The sequence below is a fragment of the Amycolatopsis sp. NPDC051371 genome, assembly GCF_040682155.1.
In the GTDB taxonomy this organism is placed as follows: domain Bacteria; phylum Actinomycetota; class Actinomycetes; order Mycobacteriales; family Pseudonocardiaceae; genus Amycolatopsis.
The window spans coordinates 1-2,558 of sequence record NZ_JBFBAG010000115.1 but is presented as its reverse complement, the minus strand read 5'-3'; the positions used below and the strand labels follow the sequence as shown (position 1 = coordinate 2,558).

Sequence of the window (2,558 nt, the reverse complement as noted above, 5' to 3'; positions counted from 1 at the left end):
GTCTGGATCAACCGCCCAGCCGACGACGCCAGCCAGGAGACCGAACCCGAAGCCGCCTAACACCCACTGGTCTCACTCACCTTGACAAATTCCGAGGTCACGGCAGCGGGTATGCCGCACTCGCGCGCGGCACGATGGACATACCGCGGCTGCAAACTGCGCTGAGCGGGGTGCCGATTCCGCGGGCCGCGGACGGGCGGCTGGTGTTGGCGGTGGATATCACCAGCTGGCTGCGCCCGGAGGCACACACCAGCCGGCAGCGGATCTTGTGTCATACCTATGGCCGCGGCAAGGATCAGCACATCATGGTTCCCGGCTGGCCATACTCGGTGATCGTTGCGCTGGAGACGGGGCGCAGTTCCTGGACCGCGCCGCTGGACGCGGTCCGGCTCGCGCCCGGTGACGATGCCGCGACCGTGACCGCTGCCCAGGTGCGTGGTGTGGTGGATCGCCTGATCGTCGCGGGACATTGGCGGCCCGGGGATCCGGACATCCTGCTGGTCGCCGATGCCGGCTACGACGGACCTCGCCTCTCCCACGTCCTGGCAGACCTGCCGATCGTTGTTCTGGTCCGGATGCGCTCGGACCGGGTGCTGCGCCGTCCCGCGCCACCACAGCTGCCCAGCACCATAGGGCGGCCCCGCCGTCACGGCGGCGAGTTCGTTTTCGGTGACCCGGATACTTGGGGTGAACCGGATGTCGACACCCGAACCGAGACTCGTCTCTACGGTCCGGCCCACGCCAGGGCATGGGATCGTCTGCACCCGAGGCTGACCCACCGCATCGCGTGGGCCGGCCACGCCGGGAATTTGCCGATTCTGGAAGGCACCGTGATCCGCTTGCAGGTCGAGCGGCTGCCGTCCGGGGCGATCCCGAAACCGGTGTGGCTGTGGCATTCCGGAATTGGTCTCGATTCGGTGATGGTTGATCTGTTGTGGCAGGCGTTCCTACGCCGGTTCGACATTGAGCACACCTTCCGCATGCTCAAGCAAACCCTCGGCTGGACCGCCCCGAAACTGCGGTCTCCCGAGGCCGCTGACCGGTGGACCTGGCTGCTGCTGGTCGCCTACACCCAGCTGCGTCTCGCCCGCGGCCTGGCGGCCGATCTGCGGCGTCCGTGGGAGAAAGCCGTCGCACCACAAAAGCTGTCCCCGGCCCGGGTCCGGCGAGGTTTTCGGCACCTGCGTGCGCATACCGCTCGTCCGGCCGGTGGCCCGAAACCCTCCCGACCTAGCCCCGGCCGCCCTCCCGGGACGCGCAACCAACAGCCAGCCTCACGCCATGACGTGCATATCGTGACCAGCCCAAACAAACGGAAACCCAGTGACGGCAAGACATCAAAGCCCAACAACCCACGCCCCCGCCGAACAGGTTAAAACCCAAGCTATGAGCCGCACCGGAAGTACGTACAAGGATTGATGCGTGCCCAGGCTGAGGCGGATGCTTTCGAATCCGTTTTGATGCAGGGCGGGCGCCGCACGGTCAGGCAGTGGTTCAGCGAACTTCAGGACTTGGTGCCGATCGATTTTCGCAAGATAGTTCGCACTGGCGTGATCTCGGATCGTCGTGCTCGAGTTGAAGAGGTTGTCGCGGCGGAGGTCAAGGGCGAACTGGTCAACCCCATCGCCTGGCGGGCAAACCCGGAAGCGCCTGGGCGAACGTGTCAGCGATTGGTCAACGTGGCCGTCAGTGTGTTGCCTGCCGCACACCGGCTGCGGTATGCCGAAGAATTCGCTAGTGAACTGTGGGAGACCCGTGGGCGCCATCGGCTCGCGCATGCGGTCCGGCTAGTACTACAGGGCTAGATCTCTAGCATCTGGAGTCGGAGGCGTCGCCTGAAATGGCTTCGTCGTGCGTCTGCCTGGTGTCCGCGGCGCCAGGCAGACGCACGAAGGCCCTGGTCGATGACGTGATCGTCTTTGCCGATGAGGTTGAACAGGCGTCGGATCTCGGCGATGGAGAGCGCGATCAAGCGACGGGTCCGGGTGGTCATGTCGTGGGGTTCGTCCGCGGTCGTGCTGTTCTTTTTTTGCCTGGTGTCTCATCACCGCGAGGAATGCCATGGCCAGCATCGACAGGGTGACGTGCCGGTACCAGGCGTGATAGAGACGGACCTGGTAGTTGTCCAGCCCGGCCTCATTCTTGGCCGCTTCAAAACATTCCTCGATCGGCCAGCGGGCACCGATGACACGGACAAGTTCTGTCAGCGATTCTCCGCGCGGGTTGTAGCAGTGGAAGTAGCCGAGTTCTCCGTCTGAGATACTCCGCCGGAACACGTACTGATGACCACCGTCGGCATCGACCATCGCCCAGTCGTAGACCCGGAAACCTTTCGTGCCGATCCCGCAAGACCGACGAGACCAGTCGTGTCTCGTCAGCCGAGATGCGGCATGTTTGACCAGCGTCGCCACGCCGGATGCCGAAGAGATACCACCGGTGCCGATATCGGTGTTCTTTGGCACATGAGGTTCACCCCGGGTAGTGGACACCGAGTTAGCAGGACCCATCGTCCTGCTGAAAGGATGTCCTCATGCCTCCTCGCAAGCGCCGGTCCTACA

At 64.3% G+C, this 2,558-nt stretch carries 3 protein-coding genes; all 3 read left to right on the top strand.

Features of this window, described 5'->3' with window-relative positions; all coding sequences use genetic code 11:
• Nucleotides 1–2: 2 nt before the first annotated feature.
• The 3 genes from AB0M59_RS53525 (at nt 3) to AB0M59_RS53515 (ending at nt 2,258) form a co-directional block, all read left to right on the top strand.
• Nucleotides 3–1,376 carry an NF041680 family putative transposase gene (locus AB0M59_RS53525; RefSeq protein WP_364632147.1) on the top strand — a complete coding sequence of 458 codons (1,374 nt, stop codon included), beginning with the start codon at nt 3–5 and terminating at the stop codon, nt 1,374–1,376.
• 42 nt (nt 1,377–1,418) lie between these two features.
• Nucleotides 1,419–1,805, top strand: coding sequence for a hypothetical protein (locus AB0M59_RS53520; protein WP_364632144.1), 387 nt, complete (start codon nt 1,419–1,421; stop codon nt 1,803–1,805).
• Between the two features lie 150 nt (nt 1,806–1,955).
• The gene (locus tag AB0M59_RS53515) at nt 1,956–2,258 is read left to right on the top strand and encodes a hypothetical protein (RefSeq protein ID WP_364632141.1); all 303 of its coding nucleotides are present in this window, start codon (nt 1,956–1,958) and stop codon (nt 2,256–2,258) included.
• The last annotated feature ends 300 nt before the right edge of the window (nt 2,259–2,558 follow it).

Coding starts and splice junctions, on each gene's coding strand:
- AB0M59_RS53520 (WP_364632144.1), top strand. CDS start 1,419: ATGCGTGCCCAGGCTGAGGCGGATGCTTTCGAATCCGTTTTGATGCAG.
- AB0M59_RS53515 (WP_364632141.1), top strand. CDS start 1,956: ATGGAGAGCGCGATCAAGCGACGGGTCCGGGTGGTCATGTCGTGGGGT.